Source organism: Telluribacter humicola, assembly GCF_017355935.1.
Lineage (GTDB): Bacteria > Bacteroidota > Bacteroidia > Cytophagales > Spirosomataceae > Telluribacter > Telluribacter humicola.
In genome coordinates, this window is the sequence record NZ_JAFIQT010000009.1 from 55,852 (window position 1) to 81,840 (window position 25,989).

The window sequence follows — 25,989 nt, forward strand, 5'->3', positions numbered from 1 at the left end:
GAAGTATTCCCGTTCTACCTAGAACTCAGACTTACTTTATGTAGTAGCTAAATTAATAACTTGGAACAGTTTTAGTCAACCCAATGGCTAAGACTAAAACAAGTACTACTATGGCTCTGAAGATAAAAGTATATTCGGACTATGTGTGTCCGTACTGCCTGCTGGCGAAGAAGCCGCTGGATGAGGCCATTCAGGGGAAGGATGTGGAGGTGGAATGGATGCCTTATGAGCTACGGCCCTATCCGGCGGAGACACTGAGGCCCGAAGGTGACTACCTGCAGAATACATGGAGGAGCTCTGTGTACCCGCTAGCCAGGCAACTGGACGTGCCGATCAGGCTCCCGAGGGTGTCGCCCCAGCCCCACACGCACCTGGCTTTTGAGGGGTACCAGTACGCCCGCGAAAAAGGCAAAGGGCAGGAGTACAATGAACGAATGCTGAAAGCCTTCTTTCAGGAGGAGCTGGACATAGGCGATATAGATATACTAATCCGACTGGCGGCTGAGGTAGGTTTGGACGCGGAGGAGTACAGGGAGGTACTTGTTGCGCGCAAGTATAAAGAGGCGCATCAGAAGGCGCTACGACATGCTTATGAAGAGGCTAACATTACGGCGGTACCTACATTTATTATTGGAGATACCGTACTGCGGGGACTGAATGCCCGGGAAACTATTGAAAGAGTAATCGCGAAGGAATCAGGAGCTGTTTAGAAAAGCTGTACGTTGAGATTTAACTCCGGAACAGCTAAATAAGACCTGTGGCACCGCTTTGAGCAGTGCCACGGGTAGCTACACATTACGATACAACATCTTTCAGTACCTCCCACACATTTTCGGCCAAGATTTGGTGGCCTTCGGCAGTGGGGTGAATACCGTCCCGCTGGTTGAGCTTTACTTCGCCACCTACTCCTTCGAGCAGGAAGGGGATCAGCGTGATGTCATTTTTACGAGCCAGTTCAGGATAGATATTCCTGAAGTCAGTGGCGTACCGGGCTCCCATATTGGGCGGGATCTGCATACCGGCCAGTACGATCTTCGCCTCTGGGTACTTGGCTCGTACCTTATCAATGATTGACTGCAGGTTCTTTTTTGTTTCGGATACAGGTATACCCCGCAGGCCATCGTTACCTCCTAGTTCCAGTACAAACACATCAACCGGCTGGCGCAGTACCCAGTCTACCCGGCCATTACCGCCCGCGGTGGTTTCGCCGCTATTACCGGCGTTGATGACCTTGTAGGGAAGGTTTAGGGAGTCGATCCGCTCCTGAATCAGGGCCGGGAATGCTTCGGATGGATCCAGTCCATAGCCGGCGGTAAGGCTATTCCCAAAAAAAAGTATGGTCTTCACCTGCCGGGCAGTAGCGGTGGTGTCAGACTGAGCAGTAGCCGGTGGTTGTTCTGCCGACTCCTGTTTGCTATTATTACAGGAAACTAGTAGGAAGATCCAACAAAACAGGCTATAATAGATTAGTTTATACATAGGAGATATGAATGGAAATCAGACTAACTATCTTCTAAACGAATTAGAAACTCAAGATGCTAATAAAAACCGGAAAAAATCCGGCTGTAAGTTAATCCCAAACCCTTGATGAATACAATACTAAGTCTGCAGCAGGTGAGCAAAACCTACCGGAGCGGTAACCGGGACCTGACTGTACTGGACCACGTGAGCTTTGATGTACCTGCGGGCTCTACCATGGCCATTGTTGGCCCTTCGGGCAGCGGCAAAACCACCCTGCTGGGCCTCTGTGCCGGTCTGGACCGCGCCACATCCGGTAGTGTACACCTGCACGATACCCGCCTGGATGGGCTGAGCGAAGACCAGCTGGCGGCGGTGCGTAACCGCTACGTGGGCTTTATATTCCAGAACTTCCAGCTATTACCTACCCTCACGGCGCTCGAAAATGTAATGGTACCTCTGGAGCTACGGGGCGAAAAGAACATCAGGCCCCGGGCCCTGGACCTGCTAGATAAGGTGGGTCTGGCCGACCGCAGTCATCATTATCCTACCCAGCTCAGTGGAGGAGAGCAGCAACGGGTATCTCTGGCCCGGGCTTTCTCCAACCAGCCCCAGATCCTGTTTGCCGACGAGCCTACCGGTAATCTCGACGCCGAAACCAGCGAGAAGGTAGTACACCTGCTTTTTGACCTGAACCGGGATGCCGGTACTACCCTGGTACTGGTCACGCACGACTTGGACCTGGCCGCGAAGACACAGCGTATCATAAGAATAAAAGGAGGCCGGATCAGTTCGGATGAGAGAGTCGGGATGCAAGACTCGAATTAAATCTATAAAGAAAGAATGAACTTTCCCTGGCTCTTACAAATGGCCTGGCGCGATAGTCGCCGTAACCGGGCCCGCCTGCTGCTGTTTATCTCGTCGGTGGTGCTGGGTATCGCGGCACTGGTGGCGATCTATTCCCTTGGTGATAACCTCCGGCAGAATATCGACAACCAGGCCGCTGAATTACTGGGTGCGGACCTAGAAATATCCGGGAGCCGTCCCGCCGGTACCCGTATGCAAAAGCTGATCGACTCGCTGGGTACACAGCGGTCGGAGGAGCGGAGCTTTGCCTCCATGATCTACTTCCCGAAGAATGGGGGATCACGTCTGGCGCAAGTCCGGGCGCTAAAGGGGGAATTTCCCTACTACGGCGAGCTGGAAACCCAGCCCGCTACGGCCGCTCAGGCCTTCCGTGATCAGCGGCAGGCCCTGGTGGACCAGACCCTGATGCTGCAGTACGGAGCGCAGGTAGGTGACTCCATCAGGCTCGGAGAGATTACCTTTGCCATTGCGGGAGTACTGCTCAAAGCCCCCGGTCAGACGGGTATCTCTACTACGGTGGCTCCCTCGGTGTACATTCCCCTCCGCTACCTCGAGCAGACCGGCCTCGCCCAAAAGGGGAGCCGTATCAACTACCGCTACTACTTCCAACTAGCTCCGAAGACAGACGCGGGCGGGTTGGTCAAGCTGATTAAGCCGCGCCTTGACGTGGAAGGCTTACGCTACGAAACCATCGAAAGTCAGAAGGAGGATACAGGACGCTCGTTCCGTGACCTGACCCGCTTCCTGGCATTGGTAGGCTTTATCGCGCTGCTGCTGGGTTGTATAGGAGTGGCCAGTGCTATCCACATCTATGTACGCGAAAAGCTCAATTCCATCGCGGTACTGCGTTGTCTGGGTGTCAAGGCGTCGCAGGCCTTCCTCATTTACCTGATACAGATTACGGGCATCGGCATCATCGGGTCGGTAATCGGGGCGGTGTTGGGTACAGTCATCCAGCAATTTCTGCCGCTGGTGATTGAAGATTTTCTTCCCATTGAAGTCACTACCGATATTTCGTGGTCAGCCATCGGGCAGGGACTGGTTCTGGGGGTACTGATCTCCATCCTGTTTGCCCTGTTGCCTCTGCTGTCTATCCGCAAGATATCGCCGCTCAATGTACTTCGGGCCTCCTATGAGCCTACCGGACGTGCCACAGACCCGGTGGCGTGGGTAGTGTATGCCCTGATCGTACTATTTATCTTCGGCTTTACGCTACTCCAGATGAAAGACTGGCGGGAGGCCGCAGTATTCACCGGTAGTGTACTGGGTGCTTTCTTCGTACTGATCGGGATGGCTATGCTACTGATGTGGCTCGTGCGCCGGTTCTTCCCGGCCTCGTGGAGCTATCTGTGGCGGCAGGGACTGGCTAACCTGTACCGTCCCAACAACCAGACGGCAATCCTGATGGTAGCTATTGGCCTGGGTACCGCATTTATCTGTACGCTCTACTTTGTACAAGGCATCCTGCTCAGTCGGGTCACGCTATCCAGCAGTGGCAATCAACCCAATATAGTACTCTTTGACATTCAGTCGGCGCAGCGCGATGAAGTTGTGGCGCTGGCCCGGCAGCAGGGGCTGCCCGTCAACCAGACGGTACCTATCGTAAACATGCGCCTGGAGGAAGTGAACGGAAATACAGCTCTGGAAGCGCAGAAAGACACTACCATCGAGGTCCCCCGCTGGCTCTTTGGCCGGGAGTACCGGGTTACCTTCCGCGATTCTCTTACCGCTTCCGAAAAAGTTACCGAAGGTGCATGGCAGGGTGTGGCTCCGGCTACAGGCTTGGCACCCGTTTCGCTGGAGCAGGGCTTTGCGCGGCGTAGCAATATTGAAATTGGCGACACGCTATCGTTCAATGTACAAGGTACCCTCATCCCGACCGTCGTAAGCAGCTTCCGCGAGGTGGACTGGAACCGCCTCCAGACCAACTTTGTGGTAGTATTCCCGACCGGAGTACTTGAGCAGGCCCCCCAGTTCCATGTACTGCTGACTCATGTACCTTCGCAGGAGGTATCGGCGCGTTTTCAGCAGGCGGTAGTGCGTCAGTTTCCGAATATTTCCATCATAGACCTTGGACTCATCCTGAAGGTACTTGACGACTTGTTCGAGAAGATTGGCTTTGTAATACGCTTCATGGCGGGCTTCAGTATCCTGACGGGGCTGGTGGTGCTGGTGGCTTCGGTCCTGATCAGTAAGTACCAACGTATACAGGAGAGTGTACTCCTGCGTACCCTGGGCGCTAGTCGCCGGCAGATCTTTGTCATTACGGCTCTGGAGTACTTCTTTCTGGGGGCGTTGGCGGCGGCTACGGGTATCCTGCTGGCGCTGGCCGGTAGCTGGGCTCTGGCCCGGTATAACTTCGAAACCGAGTTCCAGCCTCAGTTTCTGCCGGTACTGATCATCTTTGTCCTGGTGTCCCTGATTACAGTTATTATTGGCCTGGTCAATAGTCGCGGTATCCTGTCACGGCCTCCGCTGGAAGTACTGAGACAGGATGTATAAGAGGGACCGTAGCGGCCTTTACATTATGTGGTTGTAAATATGTACCTTGCACTTATTGAATAAAAGAGCAAAATGTCTGCTGGATTAGAACATTTTTTGATCCAGTAGTTATAAGCATACTCCGATTCGATAAGCCTTCTACATAGTATATAAATGATCAGCGACGAAACGCCATTGGAATATCAAGCCTCTGCCAAAGAGATAAGTAAAGTACTTGCTCAGGTCCCCCAGGATGCTATCTGGGACTGGGATATTGCGTCTGGTCGGATCTGGTGGAATGAAGGATTTAATAATCTGTTTGGGTATCGGACTGATGAAATGAAACCCAGCTCGGAGCAGTGGTATAGCTGCATCCATCCGGGGGACATAGAGCGGGTACGGAAGAGTATCATGGGTGCCGTGGAACAGGGCGGGGCTGAGTGGTCAGAAGAGTACCGCTTTCGCCGGGCCGATGGCTCGTATGCCTATGTATTTGACCGCGGATTTACAATCAGAATAGATGAGAAGCCGGTCAGGATGGTAGGTTCCATATCGGATATCTCCGGGAGGGTACAGTTGTGGAGGGCACAGCAGGAAAGCGAAGACTGGATGCGGATCGCGCTGGATGCGGCCGAAATGGGTACCTGGACCTACGACCCCCGGACTGGAGTAGAAGTATGGGATGATCGCTGCCGGGAAATATTTGGAGTTCCCAAAAGCAGCGGAAATATCCAGTACGGCGAAACTATGAAGCAGGTACATCCGGATGATGCTGACTCTTTGTGGAAAGCCGTACAGACTGCAATGGACCCCATCCTTGGAGGTAGTTACCACTCTGATCACCGCATTATCGATGCTACTACTGGCCAAGTCAAATGGGTACGTAGCAAGGGTAAAGCTTTTTTTACTCCCGAAGGCATACCTTATCGCTTTGCGGGTACCATTATGGATATCACCGAGGAGAAGCGTAAGGAGGTGGCTTTAATGAACATAGAGAAGCGGTTTCAGGCAGGCTTCGACAATGCATCCCTTGGGATTGTTATCTCGGACGTAGAAGGTAGATTTATCCTGGTTAATAAGGCCTTTAGTGAGATGGTGGGCTACAGCCGCGAGGAGCTATACAAAGGCTGGTTTACTGAAATTACGCATTCGGATGACCTGGCGACTAGCCATGAGCAGTTAAACAGGTTGATGACTGGTCAGGCTGACTCCTTTTCTATGGAGAAGCGCTATATGCATAAGGATGGGCGGATAATATGGGCGAATATTCATAATACACTTGTCTATAATGAGCAGGGTAATAAGGATAGCTTCTTTGCAATTGTGCAGGATATCACGGCCGAGGTAGCTATGCGGGAAGAGCAGCGGAAGCTGCTGGCTCTTGTAGAAAACAGTGTTGAGCTGATGTCTGTGCTGGAACTGGACGGGCGAAACTCCTACCTCAATAAAGCTGGTAGGGATATGCTGGGATTCGAAACCGAAGAGCAGGTCCTGCAGACTCCTATCTCAGAACTACACGCGCCGGAGCATTTTGAACTGGTCGAGCGGGAGGTACTGCCCTCTCTGATGAATAACGGTCGGTGGTCAGGTCAGATGCTGGTGCGTAACCTCAAGACGGGGGACATATTTCCGGTCTATAATAATACCGTTCGCATTGACGACCCTATAACCGGCCAGCCTCTGGCCGTGGGGGCCGTTATGCGCGATATGAGGCCGGAGCTGGCAACTCAGGAGGCCCTGATTAAGAGTGAGGAGCGCTTCCGGAATATTGTTGCCCAGGCTCCCGTGGCGATTGGGCTTCTGCGGGGTGAAGATATGGTGATCGAAACGGCCAATGAGCCCATTCTGGAACTTTGGGGCAAAGGGAGCGAAATCATAGGCCAGCCTCTGCTGCAGGCTCTGCCCGAAATCAAAGGGCAGGGATTTATGGAACTCCTGCAGGGAGTATATAAATCCGGTACAGCGTATTATGGCTATGAAACGCTGGCCCGGCTGAACCGGAATAACGAGCTGGAAGACTGCTATTTTAACTTTGTATATGCCCCCCTGCGGGAGTCCGGTGAAAGTGTGAGCGGAGTGACCGTTATCGCCTCTGACGTAACTCAGCAGGTAAAGGCCAAGCGGGAACTGGAAGAAAGCGAGCTGCGATTCCGTAGCCTGATTCTGAACGCCCCCGTAGCCACCGCCATTTATGTTGGGCCGGATATGGTAATTCAGCTGGCTAATGATGCTATGCTGAACCTGTGGGGCAAGGACGAGTCGGCTATTGGAAAAAATCTGGAAGATGCCGTACCAGAGCTGGAGGGGCAGGCTTTTATGAGGCTGCTGACGCAGGTGTATGAAACTGGTATACCCTACCACGGTACTGAAGACCGGGCCGACCTGATCATAGATGGCAAGCTGCAGACGTTTTATTTCAACTATACCTATAAACCTCTGCATGATGCCGATGGTAAGGTATATGCTATCCTGAATATGGCCGTAGATATTACCTATCAGGTAATAGCCAAAAAACAGTTGAAGGATGTGGAGGAAAGCCTGCGCGAAGCCATTGATCTGGCCGAGCTGGGTACCTGGAGTATCTATCCGCTAACAGGTAAAGTAGAGTGTTCGGATCGGGTAAAAGAATGGATCGGCATACCCCTGGATCAGCCGGTGACTTTGGAAGATATATCGCTTAGTACCCACGAACGGGACCAGCAGCGTACCAGTGAGGCTACCCAACGGGAGCTAAGTCCGACGGGTAGTGGTAAATTGGATATAGAATACACTATTGTAAACCGATTGACGGGGCAGGAACGGATCGTTCATACGCAGGCCCGGGCTTACTTAAATGAGCAGGGCGAAATATACCTGCTGCGTGGTACTACCCAGGATATTACGGTACAGCGCTCCATCCAGCAGGAGCTGGAACGACAGGTGCAGCTACGTACGGAGCAGCTTCAGAAGTCGAACGCTTACCTGCTACAGTCCAACCTGGAGCTGGAGCAATATGCTTACATAGCTTCGCATGACCTGCAGGAGCCTCTTCGCAAGATCCGTATCTTCTCGGATATGCTCAGTAATATGCAGGGGCTTCCGGACGAAGCAAAACAGATTCTGGTGAAGGTGATCAACTCGTCGGAGCGGATGTCGCTGCTGATCAAGGACCTGCTCGAGTACTCAAGACTGCTTAAGTCAGAGATAAAGGTACTTCCTACCCAGCTGAGAGAGGTGCTGGATAAAGTGGTGGTTGACTTTGAGTTGACTATCGAAGAGAAAAAGGCCCGGATTACAATCGGAGAACTCCCTACCATAGAAGCGGTGCCGTTGCAGATCAATCAGCTGTTTTATAACCTGCTTAACAACGCGCTCAAGTTTTCTAAAGAAGACGTACCACCGGCTATCACTATCCAAAGCAGAAGATTGACCACCCAGGAGGTACAGCAGTATCAGCTGCCTCATGCACAGGTAGTCTACTATGATATTACCTTCGCTGATAATGGTATTGGCTTTAATACCGAGTACGCCGACCGTATTTTTGAAGTATTTAAGCGGCTGCACACCCGTACTATTTATCCCGGCTCGGGTATTGGACTGGCGCTGTGTCGCCGGATTGTTCAGAACCACCAGGGGCACCTGTACGCCGAATCAGAAGAAAATGAGGGATCTGTATTCCATGTGATACTGCCGGTCAGGCAGGTGCAGCCCATATAATACAGTTGGTAGCCTAAGGGCTACCATCCTCCTTCCAGACCTTGTTCCAGTGCCTGCTGGTACTTCTCCAGATTGAACCGGTACAGGTAGGGCGCTTTGTGCGCTACGCCGCTGCGGCGTTCATCCAACCGCTCCAGAATATCATAAGCCAGTATCTTCCGCTGAAAATTCCGGCGATCCAGCTGTTTGCCTAGTATGGTCTCATACAGCTTCTGCAGTTCAGGCATTGTAAATTTCTCCGCCAGCAGATTATATCCAATGGGCTGGTAGGCCAGCTGCAGCCGCAGGGCTTCCAGCGCCTTTTCCAGGATCTGGCTGTGGTCCTGCATAAGAGCAGGTATCTGCTGCAGGTCCCACCATTCGCAGGCTTCGGAGTTGGAATCGGGGCGGGGGGTCACGCTGGAGTAGTCTACCAGGGCATAAAAACCAAGTGTGATAAACCGCTGCAGAAACCAGTGGTTTTCATCGTATGGAATCTGACGTTGTTTCAGAAGCTTCGCGTTGAAGCTAGTTTTGGATCGGTCGGGTTTGCCAAACAAATGAAACTGTCGCAGGAAAATATTATCCAGGCCCGTCCTTGACTTAAGTACCCGAATAGCGGCTTCCTCTACATCTTCATCCTTAAAAACAAATCCGCCCGGCAGCGCCCACAGGTCATCGCCTTTCACCTTCAGCAGGAGTACCCTGAGCTGATTAGCATGAAATCCAAATATCACACAGTCTACGGAAAAGCCAGGATGAAATGTGCCCTGTCCGTACTGGAGTATGTCTTCTTTTTCTTGATTCACGATATTCTGAGAAGTGTATAAATTAAATCCTGTCCAATTTTAACTACTTATAATTAAAATTGCTACTTTGTGTCTTGGTTACGCAATGGGGCTGCAAGTTATTCAACTTTCACGGCTACTATAATAACCAGTTCAAGACCAGTTTTTACTTTACCTTTTGTTGATCATGCAAAATAGAAGAGATTTTCTCAGAAATGCGGGAGCATTTGCTCTCGGCGGTCTGACTTTGCCTCATTTCTCCCAGGCGACTGATATTTTAGGGATTACGGCTCCCAAGCCTATCGGTATTCAGCTGTTCACGTTGTTCCGTCCCATGAACGAAGACCCTAAAGGTACGTTGGAAAAGGTAGCAGCGGTAGGTTATAAGGAAATAGAATCAGCTTTCAGTACCCGTGGAGGGTACTATGGGTATAAGCCTAAGGAATTTAAAGCATTAGTGGAAGATCTGGGAATGACCTGGCGGGCGCATCACGCGGGTGGAGCGCCCTTCCGTAGGCCTCAGGCACCACCCCCGGCAGGCAATCAGCCAGCAGGAGCAGCGGCTCCCGGAGCGGCGGCGCCCGGAGCAGCGGCGCCAGCCAATACCAACCAGCAGCGCCCTGCAAACATGCCGCCCATGCTCAACCTGCGTGACAACTACCAGCAACTTATAGATGAAGCGGCGGAAGCCGGGCTGTCGTACCTGGTATGCGCCAGTACACCGGTAGGTACCTTAGAGGAAATTAATAAATCCATTGAGGTATTTCAAAAAACGGGTGAGGCGGCCAAGAAAGCGGGTATTGGTTTTGCCTACCACAACCACGCCACAGAATTTGACGGCGTAGAAAGTGCCGGTGGCAAGACGCCTTACGAGCTGATCCTGTCGCAGACGGACAAGGATCTGGTAAAGATGGAGCTGGACCTGGCCTGGGCTACTAAGGCGGGTAAAGATCCGGTGGAGCTATTCAAGCAGCAGCCCGGCCGCTTCCCCCTTTGGCACGTCAAGGATATTAAGCAGGATCTCAAAACAATCACCGAAGTAGGTACGGGTGTGGTGGACTTCAAGCGCATATTTGCCGCCGCCGATATAGCCGGTATGAAGTACTTCTTTGTGGAGCAGGATATGGCGCCCCAGCCTGTTGAGAACATTACTACCAGCTACCAAAACTTAAGGAAAGTAGTGGCGTAGGGGGCTAGAAGCTGTTAGCTATTAGGTGTTAGCTGTTAGTTTGTGTCTGCATCATAAAGCTGTCACCCTAACCCGTGTCCGACGGGGCCTGCTAACGTTCTGTAACCCTAGCCCGTGTCTCCACAGGCCTTACTAGCAGTCCAATCCTGCAGCTACAACTGATCAGTACTTACTATTTGTGATATTTATGAAAAAAATAATTATTCCTCTAGCCCTGGGTAGTCTGCTGACGGCGGGGCAGGTACACGCCCAGAAATGGACTGAAACCAGAGCAGGTACTATTGCAACCGTCACCAATAGGGGCGGCCAGACCCTTGGCTACTCAACTACCTCCGGCGTTAAGCTCCTGACCGTAGATGGCTTTGCTTTCAAAGACCTGAACAAGAACGGCAAGCTCGACAAGTACGAAGACTGGCGCTTACCCGCCGACGTACGGGCCAAAGATCTGGCTTCGCAGCTATCCGTGGAGCAGATAGCGGGTCTGATGCTGTACAGCCGCCACCAACCTATACCGGCCGCCGCCGGTGGACCTTTCGCAGGTACCTACGGGGGAAAAGTATTTGCCCAGAGCGGCGTGCAGCCCTTCGACCTGTCGGATCAGCAAAAGGAATTTCTGACCAAGGATAACCTGCGGCACATCCTGGTAACGTCGGTACAAAGCCCTGAGATTGCCGCGCAATGGAACAACAACGTACAAGCCCTGGTGGAAAGTACCGGACTCGGGATTCCGGCCAATACCAGCTCGGACCCCCGCCACGGTACCCGCGCTGATGCCGAGTACAACGCCGGAGCGGGTGGGGCCATCTCCATGTGGCCCGGTTCACTGGGTCTGGCGGCTACATTTAATCCGGAGCTGGTACGTCAGTTTGGTCAGATTGCGGCTACCGAGTACCGGGCACTGGGTATTGCTACGGCTCTGTCACCCCAGGTAGACCTGGCTACGGATCCCCGCTGGAACCGCGCGAGTGGCACTTTTGGCGAAGATCCGCTGCTGGCTACCGATATGGCCCGCACCTACATTGACGGTTTCCAAACCTCCACCGGGGCGAAGGAAATCCGCAACGGCTGGGGCTTCAATAGTGTAAACGCGATGGTGAAGCACTGGCCGGGCGGTGGCTCCGGTGAGGGCGGACGCGATGCGCACTACGGCTACGGCAAGTATGCCGTGTACCCCGGCAAAAATTTCAAGTCGCACTTCCTGCCATTTATCAACGGAGCTTTTAAACTAAATGGTAAGACAGGCATGGCCTCGGCGGTGATGCCTTACTATACCATCTCCCAGGGACAGGATGCAAAGTACGGCGAGAACGTAGGTAACAGCTACAACAAGTACATCATCGGCGACCTGCTGCGCGGCAAGTACGGCTACGACGGCGTCGTATGTACCGACTGGCTCGTAACAGGCGACGAAACCGCCGTGGACGTATTCTTGACGGGTAAATCGTGGGGCGTGGAGAAGCTGTCGGTAGGAGAGCGGCACTACAAGGCCCTGATGGCGGGAGTAGATCAGTACGGCGGCAACAACGAAATGGGCCCGGTCCTAGAAGCCTACCAACTGGGGGTAAAGGAGCAGGGCGAGGCAAAAATCAGGGCGCGTTTTGAACAGTCGGCGGTGCGCCTTCTGAAAAATATTTTCCGGGTAGGCTTGTTTGAGAATCCTTATCTTGATCCAGCCGAGACCAAAGCCACCGTAGGTAAGGCCGAGTACATGCAGGCAGGCTACCAGGCGCAGCTGAAGTCGGTAGTGATGCTGAAAAACAAGGCGAATGTACTGCCACTGACTAAAAATAAGACGGTGTATGTACCTAAGCGCTTCACTCCGGCCGGACGTAACTTCCTGGGAATGGCTATACCTGAGAAGCTGGACTACCCAGTGAATATGGAGATCGTGAAGAAGTACTTCAAGGTAACGGACAATCCTTACGAGGCCGACTACGCACTGGTATTTATCCAGAGCCCCAACTCTAATGGTGGCTACAACAGCGAAGAGGCTAAGGCGGGTGGTACTGGCTACGTACCCATCAGCCTCCAGTACGGCGATTATACCGCCCAGGGTACCCGCGACCCCAGTATAGGAGGTGGTGACCCGCTGGAAACGTTTACCAACCGTACCTATAGGGGTAAGTCTACGAAGACGATCAACAGCAGCGACCTGACCATGGTCACCGAAACGGCCGCTAAGATGAAGGGCAAGCCGGTGATTGTGTCCATGAATATGGCCAATCCGGCGGTAGTGGGTGAATTTGAAAAGCAGACCAACGCGCTACTGGTGAACTTCGGTGTGCAGGATCAGGCTATGATGGATATCCTTACCGGAGCCAGTGAACCCTCGGCCCTGCTGCCCATGCAGATGCCGGCCGATATGCAAACGGTAGAAGCTCAGTTTGAAGATGTACCGCGCGATATGAAATCATATGTAGATTCGGAAGGCAATACCTACGACTTTGGATTTGGCCTCAACTGGAAGGGTATTATTAAAGATGCCCGTACTTCTAAGTACAAAAAACCGGCTTTAACCCTAAAATAACCTATGAAAACAAAAAGACTTCTTGCCGCTGCTGCCATGCTCCTGGGGCTGGTTGCAGTACCTTTTACCAGGGCTACCGCACAGGCGGGAGGCAAGCAACCTACTTACGTGCTGGTACACGGCGCCTGGGGTGGTAGCTGGTCGTTCAAGAAAGTGGACTCCATGCTTACGGCGCGCGGCTACAACGTGTACCGTCCTTCGCTGACGGGTCAGGGCGAGCGGGTACACCTGGCTTCGCAGGACATTAACCTCACTACCCACATCAACGACGTAGTAAATGCTATCCTGTATGAAGACCTGCACGACGTGATCCTGATGGGGCATAGCTATGGCGGCATGGTGGTAACCGGCGTAGCCGACCGTATTCCCGACCGGATCAAGCGGCTGGTGTACCTGGATGCCTTCGTACCCAACGATGGGGAGAGCGCGTTTACTGCGCAGGGTAGCCCTGCTCAGAGTGAGGGGATACGGCGTATGGAGAAAGATGGCTTTCTGGTACCGGCCTGGGTAAAGGCTGATCAGAAACCACCCAAAGATGTACCGCATCCGGTGAAGACGCTGACCGAACCCATCTCGCTGAAAAATGCGGCGGCCCGTCAGCTACCCGCCACCTACATCCTAACCGTAGATCCCGGCAAGAAGCCCGAAGAGGATGGGTTCTTTAAGTTTTCGGAGCGCGCCAAGCAGCGCGGCTGGAACTATGTCGAGATGAGCGCCGATCATAATCCTCAGTGGTCCAAGCCCCAGGAACTGGTAGAGTTACTGGATAAAGCCAAGTAAAGTGCTCTTTACCTAAAACAGAAAGCCCCGAACGTACTGATGCGTTCGGGGCTTTCTGCTTTTCTTATTTATAGGCTTTATCCTGGCTTTTCTGGGTGATGCAATCTTTCGCCCTCCTCCGCCGGGCGGGCGGCGCTCTCCCCACGCCTCTGTACCCTGCGTGCCTGCGCAAAGCCAGCCGCACATAGGCCCGCAGGCTAAGGTCGGCTTAGGGGAGAGCTGAGAAATTTGACAGAGTGCATTATAAGAAAAGAGATACATATTTAAAAAACCATAAGTACTATCTCTACTTAACATGAACTATGCAATCACTAACAGCCCTCTCATAAGCCGCCTATATTTATGGCCAGTGTGCGGCTGGCAAGCGCAGGGTCATAAATATGCTAGCGGTGTTGAGAGGGCGGGGCCCGCCCGGCCGTGAGGGCGAAAGTGGGCAGTACCCAAAGGATTTAGATTTTATCTTAAAACTCCATAAGCTTGTCTGAAAGCCATTAAGGAATAACACTACCATTCGCCTTAAGTACCTTGTGAAAGAACAGGACGTGGTAGGGGAGTGAGTTTTCCCAATAATCCCAGGTATGGCCGCCGGGGCGCTCGATGTAGTCGTGAGGCGTCTTGTTGTACACCAGTCGACGGTGCAGCTCGCGGTTGGGCTCAATCAGGAAGTCATCTACACCGCAGTCAATGATCAGCCTTACGTCGTTAGTCTTCAACTTCTCCGCCATGTATACAACTGAATGTGCGGCATACTGGTCGGGTGTGGCTCCCTTAGGACCCAGGATGCGCTCAAAGCCTGGGGAAATCCGTTTGATCGTTTCCGGATCTAATTTCCAGGTATCTACATTCAGGTCAAGGGCTCCGCTCATACTACCCGCCGCGCAGTACAGCTCCGGGTGCCGTCCCGACAGGAACAGCGCACCGTGGCCCCCCATGCTGAGGCCCGTGATGACGCGCCCCTTGCGGTCGCGGATGGTACGGTAGGTCTTATCAATCTTCTCTACGACTTCCTGAGTAATGTACGTTTCAAATTTATTGTCTTTCTGAATTGGGCTGTCCAGGTAGCCACCGAGGCGTTCGCCCTCGGGTGTCACGATAATAAGGTTGTACTGATCCGCCAGCTTGTGAAGCAGCATCTTGTCAGGCGTCTTGGATAGCCAATCGCTGAATTGTCCCCCACCTCCGTGTAGCAGGTACAGCACCGGGTAAGGCTGCTTGCTGTTAGCATAAGAGCTGGGAAGTACTACGGCGGCCTTATAGGTTTTGCCCATGGCAGCACTAGGTATATCCAGGGAATCCACCTTGGCTCCGAAGGAGAAGTTAGAAAAGCCCAGCAGGCACGCGACGAAAAGAATCTGTACGAATTTCATTTAAAAATAGTAATTGAATAATATAAGTAATTAAGAAATCCTACTTGAAGAGTACCTGAGCGTACTCATTGAGGTACTGCCGCCAGTTGATCCAGGTGTGGCCGCCTTCGGTTTCCTTGTACTGGTACTTGATCTGGTTCTTGTCCAGCAGGGCTTTGGTCTTGTTGCTGGCATCCATCAGGAAGTCGTCTTTGCCGATCTGCAGCAGGAACAGCTTCTTGTTCTTGTTGAAGTTCGGATCTTTTAGCGCCTTGGCGTACTTGTTTTCGGCTACATCAATGGTAGGACCAAAGAATCCCGAGCTCCACACACCTACATAGTTGAATAAGTCAGGATTGGAAAGGGCTACATCCAGCGTCTGCAGGCCACCCATAGAAAGGCCAGCAATGGCGCGGTTCTCACGGCCGGGCAGGACACGGTAGGTTTTTTCTACGTAAGGCATTACCGCTTTGAGCAGTTCGGCTGAGTACAGGTCTGTCATCTTGTTCATACGCTCATTCTGAGGGGTACCAGCCGGGAAAGCTGAGGCAGGCATACTTCCGTTGGGCATCACCACAATCATGGGCTTCGCCTTACCGGAAGCAATCAGATTGTCCAGAATAAAGCTGGCGCGGCCAATGGAGTTCCAGCCCGAGTCGTCGTCGCCACCACCATGCAACAGGTAGAATACGGGGTACTTCGTAGTACCTTTTTCATAGCCGGGAGGCGTGTACACGTGCATGCGCCGCATCATGTCCAGATTGTCTGACTGGTACCATACCTGCCTTACCTCGCCATGCGGTACATTTTTATTTTCCTGAAAGGCATTCTCAGCCCCCGGTACTATCATGACATTTTCCAGACTATTGATTCCCTGCTTAATGACCGGGTTCTTAGGATCAACGGTACGTACGCCGTCTACCATCAGGGTGTAGGTGTAGTAGTCGGGCCGGAGAGGACCGGTGGTCACAGTCCACACACCACTTGCGCCTTTGGTGAGGGGGAGGGGCTTACCTGGCGAGAAATCACCGGATACTGTTACTTCACTGGCTTTGGGTGCATAGATACTAATGGTCGCTTTTTTGTCAGCCGATACCCGGGGGGACTGTAGGGTATCATTAGGAGTTGGCTGGCGTTGCTGGGCCTGAGCTAAGGCTTCAGGAGCGGTTATCAAAGCCACGGCTGAAAAACCAATGGCGAAAGCTAATTTTCTTGTCAGGTTCATATGGGATAGGTTTGAAAAGGTTAGCTACTCATTCAATCATAAACTTTAAACTCATACACTACTTTGCGCTACTCCGCCACAGGTTGGGCAGGAACTGGTAGTAGAGCAGGTGACGCCAGGTACCCCAGTCGTGCGAGCCGTCACCTCCAACGTAGTACTGGTGCTTTACGCCGTGTTTTTGTAGAGCCTCGCGCAGAGCTACTGCTCGCTTACCAATAGTCTCTACTTCACCCGTACCCTGGCCCACGAACAGGTAGTCCACTTTTTTGTTCACATCGGGATCGTTCAGAAAGGCCGCACTGGTTTTCTCAGTATCCATATCACCCGCACTCAGCACACCGAATGAGCTGAATAGGTCCAGATTCTTAAAGCCTACGAACTGGGTGTGCCGACCACCCATGGAAAGTCCGGCCAGAGCCCGTCCCTTGCGGTCGGCGCGGGTACTGTACGTTTTGCCTACAAAGGGTACGATGTGCTTTTTGAGCTCTTCTTCGAACAGGTCAAACGTAAGCTCGGTATGCTTCGGATCGTTGCGGTGAAGTACCTGGTTGTTGGGCATGGCGATGATCATAGGTATCGCTTTGCCCTCGGCCAGCAGGTTGTCCATGATAAAGTTAGCCCGTCCGTCGAGGCTCCAGCCGGAGGCCAGCTCGCCGCTGCCTCCCACCAGGTACAGCACCGGATACTTCTTCTTCGGATCATAGCCGGGTGGGGTATACACGTACATTTCTCGCTCGCCTTTTAGTACATCGGAGTGGTAGATGTGGCGGGTTACGGCACCGTGGGGTACCGGTTTGGCATCGTAGTAAGCCGGACCAGTACCGTGTACCACCAGATTGCTCCAGCCGGGCTGGTCGGCGAAGCCGGTGAGGGTATTGTTAGGATCCGGTACTGTAACGCCGTCAACAATAAGTTTGTATACATAGATGTCTGGCTTGATAGGACCCACTTTTAGCGTCCAGATACCGTCATCGCCCCGCTTAAAAGGGACAGGATCTTTTACACCAAGTGCCAGTAGCATGGGACCACCCGTGAGAGCTACTTCGCGTGCGTCGGGTGCTTTCAGCCGGAAGGTTACCGTCTGGTCGTCGTGTACCTCGGGTGAAATAACACTGGCTCCGAAGGGAAGCAGGTTCCGGTCGTTCTTCTGCGGATTCCAGTCCAGATTGACGTGGGCCTGCTGGGCCTGTACCTGGTAAGTACCAGCTAGTATCAGTAGAGCAGGAAGTACTTTGCGAATAGATCTTTTCATAGGTCTGGGTATAAATCTATCTTTGTGTTAAATTTACAAAAAGATTTGGGCTGCAATAGCTGCCAGTATTATTTTATGAAAATATTTTGAATGAATATAACTTAATAGCAATTGTAGATCATTGATCTGGCTCAATCAATTAGTAATAGGGCCATCCCTGATAAAAAGAAAAGCCTGCTCACATTTTAATGAGCAGGCTCTGGTGTTGTTAGTAATAGGTACTTACTGTTGCTGGCCGTTGGCGGCTTTCTTCAGGGCCTGCGTAGTAGTATAGTACTTGGTAAGCATATTAGGTACCTCCCACGCGGGCAGCTTACCTTCTTTCAGATACTCCATGTACTTCTGTGCTACCTGTGAGAAATGGGCCTCGTGGCCGGTGTCATACTTCTGAGGTACTGTTATTTCCCAACCTGCCTGTGTTTTTTTCAGTTCTATACCGGGGTACTCCTCAGCTGCTTTTGCAAAGGCCGTTTTCAGATTCTGCTCGTAGCTGGCATCGGAGCCTACTGGCTCGATGTACAGCACCGGCTTGTAGTTCTGCTCCTTGCCCTGGCGGATGATGAGGTTGGCTTTGGAACCACGCATGATGGAGTAGTGGGTGTCGCCGGTACCTTCGGGAGCCTCAAAGTCCCACTTAACCAGTACCTTGGCGTGTACGCCTTTGAGTGTATAGTTCATTTCTCCGTTGGAGTACACTTGTAGAATACTGTCCTTCGTATCTTTATTCAGATACTCCGGATATTCGTTGAGCTTAGTGACTTTCTTGAACTGGCTGGGTGTCATGGCAGTAGGCCAGCGACGGGCAGACAGGATCTGAACGTCTTTCTGGTAGTCCAGCGGCGTTTCGGGGAAGCTCGCCCACTGTACCAGGTCTACGAGGTGAGTGGTCACGTCGACTATACCTTCGCCCTGCTGCGTTACGTCAAAGAACCAGGCCGGACGTACGATGGGATCGCCCGAAATGTACTTGAAAATATGGTGTACGCTCTCCTTCACTACGGCCGGCTCCTGAGGGGTGCCCTTCTGCAGCTCACCGAATATCTCCGGCATGTTTGCCAGCTCCCGCTGCAGCGTATTGGTAATCTCGTACCGCTCGGTCATAATATCGTAAAGCAGTACGTTGTTCTTCTCCGCGCTGGCGAAAGCCTGCTTCAGGAGTTCAAAGCCCTCGGCATTGATGGCCATGGGTTTATCAGCCAGCACATGCAGACCCGCGTCTACGGCTTGTTTGATATAGCTGGTTTTCTTCTGGTTGTTTCCGGCCAGTACTACAATATTACCCGGCTTCTGCGCCAGCATTTTTTCGAGGTAGTCGGTGCCGGTATAGGTCTTCTCCTCCCACTTGGTTGGGTCTTCGGGCCGGGCATTGTACTTTTCGATCTTATCCAGATAGGATTTTACATCGGGACCTTCGGGAGCGTATACGTGTACCACCGGACTCATGTTATCGTACATGTACTTCTGAACCAGTGCGGCGTGGAAGTGGCCGGGATCTACCACCATGAGCCCAAGCTGTTGGTCGGTACTTTCGGTTGATTTCATGGTCTGGCATCCCTGTCCTGCCACAAGAGCGGTAGCGAGGAGCGAGGGCAATAGTTTTTTGACTTTCATGAAAAGTAGCTTTTAGGAATTAGGTTGTTAGCTGCTAGCAAATGTAAGGTACTACATGCTAGTTAGCTTTACCTACATGTAGTTCTTAGTTTAAATCTGATTCTAATGAAAAAGCCGCTCCCTTAGTCAGAAGTTTGGCGCTGTCATTGTCAATGAACAGCGTAGCGTCCGGGTGCTTTCTCAGAATGGTAGACGGAAACTCGGCACTGATTCCCCCACAAAGCGTATTGAAAATAGCGTCGGCCTTGCTGGGGCCGGGTACCATGCAGTACACATGGCTGGCCGCCATCAGGGCGGGTACCGTGAGCGTCAGGGCGTAGTGAGGTACCTGATCCAGACTCTCAAAGCAGCCGTCATTCACCTGCTGTTGCCGGCAGGCCAGGTCCAGATCTACCACCTTCACCCAGTGCGGATCCTCAAAATCGGCTACGTGCGGATCGTTGAAGGCGATGTGACAGTTTTCGCCGATTCCCATGCATACGATATCGACGGGGTGCTGCTTCAGCAACTCGGTATAGCGGAGGCACTCCGCTTCGGGACTTTCGGTATTGCCGTTGAGGTAATGTACCGCCCGGAAGGGTACCTTGTCAAACAGCCGGGTACGCAGGAACTGCCCAAAACCCTGGGGAGCATCGGACGGTAAGCCTATGTACTCATCCATATGAAAGGCGGTGATCCTGCTCCAGTCGATGTCTTCTTCGGATAGAGCGGCCAGGAATTCATTCTGTGAGGGAGCCGCGGCAAAAATCATATTCACCGATGGGCGGGTCCGGAGTAGTTCCCGTATTTTTTCTCCTGTCAGTTGGGCGGCATTCTGCCCCATCTGGAGTCGGGTTTCAAAACTTTTTACATTAAGTGTATCTACTAGTGCCTGATTCATTAGGGATGTTATTTTCGGGTGGGTGCTAAGGTTTGGGGTATTCAGTTATCGGTAAGTACGTCTTTGGGTACGTCAGCCCGGTGGTAGACGACCTTACCCATAACCATAGTAGTATCTATGTTAATATTCTCATCAAAAATGACCAGGTCGGCGTCCTTACCTTTCAATAAAGATCCTTTTCGACTATCAACACCCATAATACGGGCGGGGGTAGCCGTGATCATCCGGATGGCATCCAGCAGCGGTACGTCGGCCAGCTGCACCATGGTACGCACCAGCCGGTCGGCGGTAGCTACACTGCCGGCAAAGGCGGTGCGGTCGGGAAGCTTGGCTACGCCATCTTCCACAATGACTTTAAGTCCATTCTGCAGGGAACCCAGGGTACTTTCGCCGGGAGGCATACCGGCCGCACGCATGGCATCGGTGATGAGTGCCGTACGCTCCGGGCCTTTGATCTTGTAAACCAGCTTCAGTAGAGGTGGTGGCAGGTGTACACCATCGGCTATGATCTCTACATCCATTTCCTCAATCAAAAAGGCTGCTTCTACCGCGCCCGCATACCGAAAAGCATTACGACGCGTAACCCCCAGCATCGCCGAATACAGGTGCGTAGCCAGGTTGTACCCCTGCTCAAAGGCCTCCAGTACCTCGTCGTACACCGCATCCGTATGGGCCAGTGCCGCGAGTACTCCCTGAGAGCGGAGGTACCTGCCAAACTCAATGGCACCCGGTCGCTCGGGCGCGGCACTCCAGCGCAGAATGGACGAGGAATGGCTGAGTACTTCGCGGTACTCGACCGGGTCCGGGTCGCGAATGTAGCGCGGGTCCTGCGCGCCTCGCTGGTTCATGGCGAAGTAAGGGCCTTCCAGGTGCATACCCAGTAGCTGGGCTCCGGTAGTATTCGCTTTTTTTGCCTGTTCAAAAAGATCCAGTGTACGCAGCAGGTCTTCTTTTTCGCTGGTCAGGGTGGTAGGTACCATGGCGGTCGTACCGTACTGGGCGTGCAGTTCAGCTATCTTCAGGAAGGCCTCCTGGCTACCATCCATGAAGTCATACCCGCCACCACCGTGAATATGTATATCTATGAAGCCCGGTGCCACATACTTGCCTGCCGCGTCGATCTCAATAGCATCCGGTATGTCTATGTCCCGGTCGCTTATGTCGGTGATAGTACCATCGGTAACCACTACTGTTCCTCCGCGAATGGTGCGGTAGGGGGTGAGTAGGGTACCGTTTACTATTTTTACTGGTTTCATTAAAGGTCTGTTTACTCTGCTTCGGCAGTCACGATATCAGAAAGAAGACTGGCCGAGGCTTGATCCAGAAAGAGTGAGCAATTAGGATGGGTACGCAGGATGCTGGCCGGATGCAGGTTGCTTACCGGCTGTTCGAGGCAGTTCTGTACCGCTACGGCCTTCCGGGCATCGGGTACGGAACAAATGATGTGCTTCGACTTCATGATCTGCCTGATGGACATACTGATGGCTTGGGTAGGTACATCATCCAGTGAAGCAAACCAGCCTTCGCCCAGCTGTTGCCGACGGCAGGGCTCATCCAGATCCACTACAATGTACGGCTGCTCAGTATTGAAGTCAGCCGGAGGATCATTGAAGGCCAGGTGGCCATTCTCACCGATACCTACCAGCGCTACATCAATAGGATGTTGCTCAATAAGCTCGCCCAAACGGACGCATTCGGCTGTGGCATCGGCTTCGCCATTGATCAGGTAGACCTCTTTTAGAGGAGGTACCTGTTCCAGGAAGCGCTCCCTGAGGTACTTGCGGAAGCTGGCCGGATGTGTAATGGGCAAATCCAGATATTCATCCAGATGAAACATCACTACTTTGCTCCAGTCGATATCGCTGGCGGCTACGAGCTGCTTTAGGGTTTCGAACTGGCTGGTGCCCGTAGCGAGGATAATGTTGGCTCTGCCTCTTTGAGCGATGGTAGTACGGATCAGGTCAGCAGTAAGCGAGCCGGCTGCTTCACCCAGCCCCTGTGGGGCATCGGATATATTGATCTTCATATTGTAATGCGGATTCGGAAACTACTTAGTACTTACACTAACTCCTCCCGGCGACCACCGCCTGAGCTGATGTCCCACAAAGGCATAGAATACCAGGTAGAGGTAACACGGGAAAAGTACCCAGTAAGCAGTACGTACATCATAGAGATCGGCGAAATAGCCGTAGAAAAGAGGCATGATGGCGTTGCCGCACAGTCCCATGATCAGAATGGAAGCGCCCAACTTGGTGAAACGTCCCAGTCCGTCCAGCGCCAGGGGCCAGATACCCGCCCATACCAGCGAATTGGCCAGGCCCAGCAGCACCACAAACCAGATGGAAAGGTCTGCCTCGTGGCCAAGGAAGCCAACGGTGCCGCGGGCAAAGATAATCAGCAGCGTAAATAGGGCTCCCAGCAGGGTACAGACGCGCAGTGCCGTAACCTGACTGAAAAGTTTAGGAATGGCCGAGATACCCAGCAGGTATCCGCAGATAGTTACAGCCAGCGTATAGGACGGGAACACCTTTGCCTCCAGCAGGCTAATACCCATGGAGTTGGCGTACGGAATAATAGTGTCAATGGCAATGACCTGAGTACCTACGTGCAGGAAAATAGCAAGAGCTCCCAGGATCAGGTGAGGAAACTGAAATATGCTCGTCTTGGTAGCATTAGCGGTAGCCAGCTCCGGACTTTCCTGTTCCGTATTGATCTCCGGTAGGGGAGAGTAACGTACAAACAGACCTAGTGCGACCAGTACCGTACCTACCGTAGCGTAAGGCACGATCACCCGACGTATGAGTTCGTCCAGAGCCGCGTTGCGCTCGACATCACTCATTTGCGATAGCTGGGCAAAGAGGGCGCTGTCGGTAGGACGCAGGATCACGGCCGCAAACAGGATAGGTGCCAGGATACCCGCGCCTTTGTTGCAGATACCCATGATACTGATCCGCTGGGCGGCCCGCTCCTTTGGCCCCAGAATAGTGATGTAAGGATTAGCCGCCGTCTGCAGAATAGCCAGTCCCAAACCAATCGTAAATAGTCCCAGCAGGAATATCTCGTAGGTCCGGGTCATGGCCGCCGGAACGAATATGAACGCTCCTACGGCCATTGTCCAGAATCCTACCATCATGCCCTTCTTGAAGCCCACCGCCTTCAGCAGATAGGAGGCCGGAACCGACATGACAAAGTAGGAGATATAAAAGGCAAACGCCACCAGGTATGACTGAAAGCTGGTGAGCTCGCAGGCTATCTTAAAATAGGGGATCAGGATGGCGTTGACCCAGGACACAAAGCCGAAGATAAAGAACATCAGCCCTATGATAAAGATGGATATCACGGTATCCCGCTTGCTCAGTGAGCTTACATCCACCGCTACGGGTTGCTGCCTTGCGGAGGCCGTTTTAGTGCTTATCATAGCTTAGGCTTATACAGTAGGTTCCCATCCACGCTGATACTCCCTTTTCCAGAGCTTCATGGCCTCCGGATTATTCTTGATGTGTCCGTTGGTCGGATCAGTATGCAGGGTACTGCCTGAGCGAAGGGCTATATTGCCCAACTGGCAGAGGAGTGTACTCTGGTGCCCGCCCACAATGTCGGAGGTTTGGGGGGTACCTTTGCGGATGCCGTCAAAGAAGTTCTGGATATGAATGGCATCCAGCTTCTGCGAGGGATTCATGCGGTCGCGGGCATCAATGGCTATGTCATTCTTGACGTCCTTCACCAGCTTATTGTTCAGGTCGTATACCTTGTAGGAGTTACCGCCTTCTATATATACAGATCCGGTGTCGCCGTAGAAAATCACGCCTACGCTGCCGTCTTCGATGTGCTTGCCGTTACAGCTGCGGCCTTCCCAGGTCATGCTGGTTTTATTGGCAAAATCCATCGTAATGACCTGTGTGTCAGGCGTTTGCCAATCGTCCTGGTAGCGGTAGCGGCCCCCGGCGGAGGTAACGAGGGTTGGGTACTCCACACCCAGGCCCCAGCGCATGAGGTCCACCATATGGGTACCGTTGTTGAGGGCTTCGCCGGTGCCCCAGTTCCAGAACCAGTGCCAGTTATAGTGAAGAATATTGTCCCGGTAGGCCTGGCGTGGTGCCGGTCCCTGCCACAGTTCATAGTTCAGCCAGGAGGGTACGGCTACTTCTTTGCCAATACCGATGGAAGGGCGGTTGTTGGTATACCAGCCCTTGGCAAAGTAAGGACGACCGATGATGCCGTTTTGTACTTCGGCAATGGCCTCGGCTACTTTGGGCCACGAGCGGCGCTGGTTGCCCATCTGGATCACGTTTTTGTACTTCTTCGCTGCCGCTACCAATAGCTCCCCTTCGTGGGGATTGTGGCTGCAGGGCTTTTCGAGGTATACGTGCTTGCCCGCTTTGGAGGCCAGGATAGCCGCCGGAGCATGCCAGTGGTCAGGCGCCGCCACCACCAGGGCATCCATGTTTTTATCTTCCAGCGTTTTCCGGAAGTCCGGCTGGGCCTTGGGCCGGGAGCCCTGAATCTTATCAACCGCATCGATACACTTATCGGCGGCCCGGGAGTCTACATCTGAAATATACACTACCTCACAGTTGGGCTGTAGGGCATAATTGCTGGCTAGGGCAAAGCCGCGGCTGTTGACACCCATTACCGCGACTTTGACGCGCTCATTGGCACCGAGTATGCTGGCGTAGCTCCTGGCGCTAAAACCGGGCAGAGCGCCACCTACGGATAGGGCAGCAGCTCCGGTTACCGTCTTTTTAATAAACTCCCGGCGCGATTCATTAACTTTTTTCATAAAAGAGTAAAAAGGAAAGGGTTAGGAACTAGGTATATGGTATGTAAGGGTTAGGAATAAGTCTTTAGCAAGAATATTATACTGTATATAAGGTTATTAGATCAGGCCGGACTACTACGATTTACGGGCTCTGGTCATCACACTTTCCAGACTTACGGTAGCTCCATTCTGACGCTTGCTTTCGTCGGCGGCTTCCATGAACGCGAATATCTCTATGGTCTCTTCGGGCGTTACAGGTACCACGCCTGTCTCAAAGTACTTCACGATGTCCAGGAGTAAGGGCTGGTAGCCGTTGTAAGGACCCAGGGTTACGTTGCCTTTGGTGGTATAGACAGTGCCGCCGTAGTCGTGCTTGCCGGTGCGGGTACCTCTGAAGGTACCTACGCGGCCGTCGTTCCAGATACCTACCACTATGTCGGTGTCGGGCGTGTGGATCCGTCGTAGCTCCTTACAGCCGGTGCCCATGACGGTGTAGAGCGCTTCCACCCCGTGTACTCCGTACCAGAACAGGTCGGGGTGGGTCTTCTCCAATACGGCCGGGCTGAATGTATCGGCACCTACTACCTCGCTCTTATTTACATTCTCCACCCCTTTGATGTACCGGAGTGACGAAGCTGAGAACACGGGTACTTTATATTTTTTAGAAGCTTCGTAGATAGCCACCGCATCGGACAGGGAAGCCGCTACCGGCTTGTCAATGAACATACGCTTGCCTGCCTTCAATACCGGCAGAGCCTGCTCAAGGTGCAGTCGGCCATCGTTGGTTTCCAGCAGCACTACATCTACCTTATCCAGCAGCTCTTTGACAGAACCCACTATTTCCACGCCGAGCTTCTTAATATCTTCGGTATAACCAGGTATACGCTTTACGCTGGACTCAATATCCTTGCTTCCCTGCGGATAGGCCGCTACTACCTTATAGCCTGCCAACTCCGGTCCGGCTTCGGGAGCGTTGAGCAGCTTGGTAAAGGCCATGCTGTGGGAGGTATCCAGGCCTATGATCCCCACTCGTTTGCCCTGAGCTATACCGGAAGCGTTGAGCCGGCCGGATAGACCCAGGCTGAGGCCGGTCAGGGCGGTAGCCTGTAAAAATTTTCTTCTGTTCAAAGAGGTTGACATATGATTAAAAA

Annotated in this window: 19 protein-coding genes; 7 read left to right on the plus strand and 12 right to left on the minus strand. The window is 52.8% G+C overall.

The window, feature by feature from the left end; all coding sequences use genetic code 11:
* Positions 1-83: 83 nt before the first annotated feature.
* Complete coding sequence (locus tag JUB14_RS25020) at positions 84-710, plus strand: DsbA family oxidoreductase (RefSeq protein ID WP_229368272.1); 627 nt, start codon at positions 84-86, stop codon at positions 708-710.
* A gap of 85 nt (positions 711-795) precedes the next feature.
* On the opposite strand, the gene JUB14_RS25025 is transcribed toward JUB14_RS25020, so the two are convergent.
* Positions 796-1,479 (minus strand): arylesterase, encoded by a 684-nt coding sequence (locus tag JUB14_RS25025; protein ID WP_207509606.1) that lies wholly within the window; start codon positions 1,477-1,479, stop codon positions 796-798.
* 108 nt (positions 1,480-1,587) lie between these two features.
* Between JUB14_RS25025 and JUB14_RS25030 the strand changes: the two genes are divergently transcribed.
* The 3 genes from JUB14_RS25030 (at position 1,588) to JUB14_RS25040 (ending at position 8,502) form a co-directional block, all read left to right on the plus strand.
* The gene (locus tag JUB14_RS25030; protein ID WP_207509607.1) at positions 1,588-2,286 is read left to right on the plus strand and encodes an ABC transporter ATP-binding protein; all 699 of its coding nucleotides are present in this window, start codon (positions 1,588-1,590) and stop codon (positions 2,284-2,286) included.
* A gap of 15 nt (positions 2,287-2,301) precedes the next feature.
* Positions 2,302-4,827, plus strand: coding sequence for an ABC transporter permease (locus JUB14_RS25035; protein ID WP_229368275.1), 2,526 nt, complete (start codon positions 2,302-2,304; stop codon positions 4,825-4,827).
* A 153-nt stretch (positions 4,828-4,980) separates the two neighbouring features.
* A complete protein-coding gene (locus JUB14_RS25040) occupies positions 4,981-8,502 on the plus strand; it encodes a PAS domain S-box protein (protein WP_207509608.1) in 3,522 nt (1,173 codons plus the stop codon).
* Between the two features lie 20 nt (positions 8,503-8,522).
* Here the strand turns inward: JUB14_RS25040 and JUB14_RS25045 are convergent, their stop codons facing one another.
* A complete protein-coding gene (locus JUB14_RS25045; protein WP_207509609.1) occupies positions 8,523-9,290 on the minus strand; it encodes an NUDIX hydrolase in 768 nt (255 codons plus the stop codon).
* Positions 9,291-9,456: 166 nt separating this feature from the next.
* On the opposite strand from JUB14_RS25045, the gene JUB14_RS25050 reads away from it, so the two are divergent.
* The 3 genes from JUB14_RS25050 (at position 9,457) to JUB14_RS25060 (ending at position 13,765) form a co-directional block, all read left to right on the plus strand.
* Entirely contained in the window at positions 9,457-10,458 is a 1,002-nt protein-coding gene (locus tag JUB14_RS25050; protein ID WP_207509610.1) for a sugar phosphate isomerase/epimerase family protein, read from the plus strand.
* Between the two features lie 187 nt (positions 10,459-10,645).
* Positions 10,646-12,985 carry a glycoside hydrolase family 3 protein gene (locus JUB14_RS25055; protein ID WP_207509611.1) on the plus strand — a complete coding sequence of 780 codons (2,340 nt, stop codon included), beginning with the start codon at positions 10,646-10,648 and terminating at the stop codon, positions 12,983-12,985.
* A gap of 3 nt (positions 12,986-12,988) precedes the next feature.
* The gene (locus JUB14_RS25060) at positions 12,989-13,765 is read left to right on the plus strand and encodes an alpha/beta fold hydrolase (RefSeq protein WP_207509612.1); all 777 of its coding nucleotides are present in this window, start codon (positions 12,989-12,991) and stop codon (positions 13,763-13,765) included.
* A gap of 491 nt (positions 13,766-14,256) precedes the next feature.
* On the opposite strand, the gene JUB14_RS25065 is transcribed toward JUB14_RS25060, so the two are convergent.
* From JUB14_RS25065 to JUB14_RS25110, 10 genes are all read right to left on the minus strand, one after another.
* Positions 14,257-15,132 carry an alpha/beta hydrolase gene (locus JUB14_RS25065; RefSeq protein WP_207509613.1) on the minus strand — a complete coding sequence of 292 codons (876 nt, stop codon included), beginning with the start codon at positions 15,130-15,132 and terminating at the stop codon, positions 14,257-14,259.
* 40 nt (positions 15,133-15,172) lie between these two features.
* Positions 15,173-16,336 (minus strand): esterase, encoded by a 1,164-nt coding sequence (locus JUB14_RS25070; protein WP_207509614.1) that lies wholly within the window; start codon positions 16,334-16,336, stop codon positions 15,173-15,175.
* Between the two features lie 58 nt (positions 16,337-16,394).
* Positions 16,395-17,588: an esterase gene (locus JUB14_RS25075; protein WP_207509615.1), complete on the minus strand. Its 1,194-nt coding sequence runs from the start codon at positions 17,586-17,588 to the stop codon at positions 16,395-16,397.
* A gap of 222 nt (positions 17,589-17,810) precedes the next feature.
* The gene (locus tag JUB14_RS25080) at positions 17,811-19,199 is read right to left on the minus strand and encodes a putative oxidoreductase C-terminal domain-containing protein (RefSeq protein WP_207509616.1); all 1,389 of its coding nucleotides are present in this window, start codon (positions 19,197-19,199) and stop codon (positions 17,811-17,813) included.
* 85 nt (positions 19,200-19,284) lie between these two features.
* Entirely contained in the window at positions 19,285-20,079 is a 795-nt protein-coding gene (locus tag JUB14_RS25085) for a glucosamine-6-phosphate deaminase (protein ID WP_229368277.1), read from the minus strand.
* A 41-nt stretch (positions 20,080-20,120) separates the two neighbouring features.
* Entirely contained in the window at positions 20,121-21,335 is a 1,215-nt protein-coding gene (gene nagA, locus JUB14_RS25090; RefSeq protein ID WP_207509617.1) for an N-acetylglucosamine-6-phosphate deacetylase, read from the minus strand.
* A gap of 11 nt (positions 21,336-21,346) precedes the next feature.
* A complete protein-coding gene (locus JUB14_RS25095; protein WP_207509618.1) occupies positions 21,347-22,105 on the minus strand; it encodes a glucosamine-6-phosphate deaminase in 759 nt (252 codons plus the stop codon).
* Between the two features lie 21 nt (positions 22,106-22,126).
* Entirely contained in the window at positions 22,127-23,497 is a 1,371-nt protein-coding gene (locus JUB14_RS25100) for a sugar MFS transporter (RefSeq protein WP_207509619.1), read from the minus strand.
* Positions 23,498-23,506: 9 nt separating this feature from the next.
* On the minus strand, positions 23,507-24,859 hold the full coding sequence (locus JUB14_RS25105; RefSeq protein ID WP_207509620.1) for a Gfo/Idh/MocA family protein: 1,353 nt from the start codon (positions 24,857-24,859) through the stop codon (positions 23,507-23,509).
* A gap of 114 nt (positions 24,860-24,973) precedes the next feature.
* Positions 24,974-25,978 (minus strand): Gfo/Idh/MocA family protein, encoded by a 1,005-nt coding sequence (locus tag JUB14_RS25110; RefSeq protein ID WP_207509621.1) that lies wholly within the window; start codon positions 25,976-25,978, stop codon positions 24,974-24,976.
* Positions 25,979-25,989 lie beyond the last annotated feature (11 nt).

Bases quoted from the DNA above. Each gene is read 5' to 3' on its own strand.
- JUB14_RS25025 (WP_207509606.1), bottom strand. From the start codon at position 1,479: ATGTATAAACTAATCTATTATAGCCTGTTTTGTTGGATCTTCCTACTA.
- JUB14_RS25105 (WP_207509620.1), bottom strand. From the start codon at position 24,859: ATGAAAAAAGTTAATGAATCGCGCCGGGAGTTTATTAAAAAGACGGTA.
- JUB14_RS25035 (WP_229368275.1), top strand. From the start codon at position 2,302: ATGAACTTTCCCTGGCTCTTACAAATGGCCTGGCGCGATAGTCGCCGT.
- JUB14_RS25055 (WP_207509611.1), top strand. From the start codon at position 10,646: ATGAAAAAAATAATTATTCCTCTAGCCCTGGGTAGTCTGCTGACGGCG.
- JUB14_RS25030 (WP_207509607.1), top strand. From the start codon at position 1,588: ATGAATACAATACTAAGTCTGCAGCAGGTGAGCAAAACCTACCGGAGC.
- JUB14_RS25085 (WP_229368277.1), bottom strand. From the start codon at position 20,079: ATGAATCAGGCACTAGTAGATACACTTAATGTAAAAAGTTTTGAAACC.
- JUB14_RS25100 (WP_207509619.1), bottom strand. From the start codon at position 23,497: ATGATAAGCACTAAAACGGCCTCCGCAAGGCAGCAACCCGTAGCGGTG.
- JUB14_RS25080 (WP_207509616.1), bottom strand. From the start codon at position 19,199: ATGAAAGTCAAAAAACTATTGCCCTCGCTCCTCGCTACCGCTCTTGTG.
- JUB14_RS25065 (WP_207509613.1), bottom strand. From the start codon at position 15,132: ATGAAATTCGTACAGATTCTTTTCGTCGCGTGCCTGCTGGGCTTTTCT.
- nagA (WP_207509617.1), bottom strand. From the start codon at position 21,335: ATGAAACCAGTAAAAATAGTAAACGGTACCCTACTCACCCCCTACCGC.
- JUB14_RS25110 (WP_207509621.1), bottom strand. From the start codon at position 25,978: ATGTCAACCTCTTTGAACAGAAGAAAATTTTTACAGGCTACCGCCCTG.
- JUB14_RS25060 (WP_207509612.1), top strand. From the start codon at position 12,989: ATGAAAACAAAAAGACTTCTTGCCGCTGCTGCCATGCTCCTGGGGCTG.
- JUB14_RS25075 (WP_207509615.1), bottom strand. From the start codon at position 17,588: ATGAAAAGATCTATTCGCAAAGTACTTCCTGCTCTACTGATACTAGCT.
- JUB14_RS25020 (WP_229368272.1), top strand. From the start codon at position 84: ATGGCTAAGACTAAAACAAGTACTACTATGGCTCTGAAGATAAAAGTA.
- JUB14_RS25040 (WP_207509608.1), top strand. From the start codon at position 4,981: ATGATCAGCGACGAAACGCCATTGGAATATCAAGCCTCTGCCAAAGAG.
- JUB14_RS25070 (WP_207509614.1), bottom strand. From the start codon at position 16,336: ATGAACCTGACAAGAAAATTAGCTTTCGCCATTGGTTTTTCAGCCGTG.
- JUB14_RS25095 (WP_207509618.1), bottom strand. From the start codon at position 22,105: ATGAAGATCAATATATCCGATGCCCCACAGGGGCTGGGTGAAGCAGCC.
- JUB14_RS25050 (WP_207509610.1), top strand. From the start codon at position 9,457: ATGCAAAATAGAAGAGATTTTCTCAGAAATGCGGGAGCATTTGCTCTC.